The sequence below is a fragment of the Microcystis sp. M109S1 genome (genome assembly GCF_020247025.1).
Taxonomy (GTDB): Bacteria; Cyanobacteriota; Cyanobacteriia; order Cyanobacteriales; family Microcystaceae; genus Microcystis.
In genome coordinates this window covers 1-2,635 of record NZ_JADBRW010000096.1, presented here as the reverse complement: position 1 = coordinate 2,635, position 2,635 = coordinate 1, and the positions used below count along the sequence as shown (strand labels likewise).

Below are 2,635 nucleotides of genomic sequence, written 5' to 3'. Positions count from 1 at the left end.
TTTGATTAGTCAATCTAGATATAGATAACTTTTACTTATCATTAGTCGTTGTCTGAGTACATAAATACTAAGAAAATCCCTAATTTTTTAGCCCCTATCATTTAGCGATCGCTATTGGACAAAAACTTTTCCATCTACTGAAATTTAGTAGGACCAGCAAAGAAATTAGTAAAAGCTGTTTATAGGTGTCTTAAACCTTGTGGCAAAGGGCCACAGCTAACCTCATTCAAGAAGTCTAATTCTTCTTGTTTTTTCTCCTCGGTTAACATTGAAGAAGTTTGACTGTATCCTACTCTTTCTTGTCTTTCGTACCCAGCTTGTGTTCTGACATAGCGAGCTTGATTGTAAACTAATCTTACACAGCCCAAGGTGTGCCGCAATAACGACTCTTGTTCGGGTGTTGGGTAAAATCGAAACTAATAGGCTTTCTCTATGCCTCACATTCTAGCATATATGGTGTAAATGCGCTAGTATTTAATAGTAAAGCCAACCTGAAACGACGGGGTTTCAGACCAAAATTTTCGATGATGTTGTTGAATTTGATCGTAACCTATTGTAGGTAGAATATACACTTTAGTTATTAATATGGTAATTTTTTTGTCCTGGGGAGCCTGATTGAGCAAAGAAATGCTATATTTCTATTAGCACCCTTGCCAAAATCTCTGGAGAGTTGAGTTACTAATATGGTTAAAATTATCGGTCGTCAATCCTTGGGAAGAAAACCCGTTTACGATATTGGTGTGGAGAAAGATCATAATTTTTTGCTGGGCAACGGGTTAATTGCCTCCAATTGTTTTAATAAATCTCACTCTACCGCTTATGCTTACGTCACCTATCAAACCGCTTATTTAAAAGCTAATTATCCTGTGGAATATATGACAGCGTTACTAACTGCTAGTAGCGATAATCAGGATAAGGTGGAAAAGTATCGAGAAAACTGTCAGAAAATGAATATCGATGTCGAACCTCCCGACATCAATCGATCGCAAAAACATTTTACCCCGATTGGACGCAAAATTCTCTTTGGTTTGTCCGCAGTTAGAAATCTGGGCGAAAATGCGATCGAGGCTATTTTAAAAGCGCGGGAAGCAACAGGAGGAAAGTTTACTTCCTTAGGGGATTTTTGTGAGCGTGTTGATTTGCGATTGGTCAACAAAAGAGCTTTAGAAACGCTAATTTATTGTGGTGCTTTTGATAAAATTCAACCCAATCGCCATCAATTAATTGAAGATTTAGAATTAGTAGTTGCCTGGGCGCAAAAACGCACCAAAGAGAAAGAAAGTGGTCAAATGAATATTTTTGATATGCTAGGAGGTAGCACAGAAAATAAACAAGAATCCGAGTTTGAACAGTCTCCCAGTGCGCCGGCAGTGGAAGATTTTTCCCTACAGGAAAAGTTAAGACTGGAAAAAGAACATTTAGGTTTTTATGTTTCCGAACATCCTTTAAAAGCTTTACAAAGAGCCGCTCAAGTCCTATCTCCTATCAATTTAGCCGACTTAGAAGAACACAAAACCAGAAAAAAAGTTAGTGCAATTGTCCTATTAAATGCCGTTAAGAAAATTATGACCAAAAAAGGGACTCCCATGGCTTTTTTAACCCTAGAAGATGCCTCGGGACAGTCGGAAGCGGTGGTTTTTTCCGATACCTATGAACGTCTGCAAAAATTATTAGTGGAGGAAGCAACTTTAATGGTGTGGGGAAAAGTTGATCGCCGAGATGATCGGGTACAATTAATTATCGAAGATGCGGAACCGATCGAAACCATTAAAATGGTGATGGTTAATTTATCGATGCAAGATGTCGTCAACCAAAATCGTCAAAATCTTCTTAAAAGTATTCTGCAATCGGGAGACAAACAAAAGGCAAAAGTTCCCATTATTGCCACCATTGGTGCGGGAACTCAGCGTCAATTTGTGCGTTTAGGACAAAACTATTGGGTAGAGGATGACAATTCGGTGCTAGAGTCTCTGAAAGTTGCGGGTTTTCAGGCTAATTCTGCACCTCTGATTAATCATTAAATGCTAACTGGCAATCACCCAAGAGCCATGGCTGCGCCAATATTGTTCCTGTAAAACCTTCTCGATTTCCTGTTTCGATAATAATTCTCTTTCGACCCACAAATCAAGACAAATATGGATTTTGATCACCTCTTTGACACTATTGCTACTCTTGTCCTCCATCATTCTCCTAGTGGAATGGAAACGGAAATCGATCGCCTGCTACTAGAACGCTTTCAAGAGTTAGGATTAGAAACATGGCAAGATCAAGCGGGAAATGTCATCGGCAAAATTAGAGGACAGGATTCGACCCAAAAAATTGCTATTACTGGTCATAAAGACGAAATTGGTGCTATTATCAAAGCAATTAATCCCGATGGTACTCTGCAAATTCGCCAACTCGGAGGAGCTTTTCCTTGGATTTACGGAGAGGGAGTGGTGGATATTATCGGTGATCAGGAAACAAGATCGGGGATTCTCTCCTTTGGTTCCCGTCATCGAAAATTTTGGGTGGGAAACCCCGCCGTTCTAGGTTGGCTTTACGTTAGAATCAAAAAGACCGTCTCGAAAACCAAGTGGGCGGACAGCACCTTGAAAACTCGGCTTAGGGAGTTCCGTTCAGAAAAGCTTGTCCG

1 protein-coding gene and 2 pseudogenes are annotated in these 2,635 nt (G+C 39.8%); 2 read left to right on the top strand and 1 reads right to left on the bottom strand.

The genetic code is table 11. The features are described from left to right. Positions 1–182 precede the first annotated feature (182 nt). Positions 183–434: pseudogene (locus IM322_RS04720) on the bottom strand (helix-turn-helix domain-containing protein); the annotation flags it as partial. 249 nt (positions 435–683) lie between these two features. On the opposite strand from IM322_RS04720, the gene IM322_RS04715 reads away from it, so the two are divergent. Further along, positions 684–2,021 carry a helix-hairpin-helix domain-containing protein gene (locus IM322_RS04715; protein ID WP_287673254.1) on the top strand — a complete coding sequence of 446 codons (1,338 nt, stop codon included), beginning with the start codon at positions 684–686 and terminating at the stop codon, positions 2,019–2,021. Positions 2,022–2,135: 114 nt separating this feature from the next. Next, positions 2,136–2,635 (top strand): annotated as a pseudogene (locus IM322_RS04710) (hypothetical protein); the annotation flags it as partial.

What these genes read in the sequence shown, in the direction of transcription:
- IM322_RS04715 (WP_287673254.1), top strand. Translation starts at nt 684, where the DNA reads ATGGTTAAAATTATCGGTCGTCAATCCTTGGGAAGAAAACCCGTTTAC.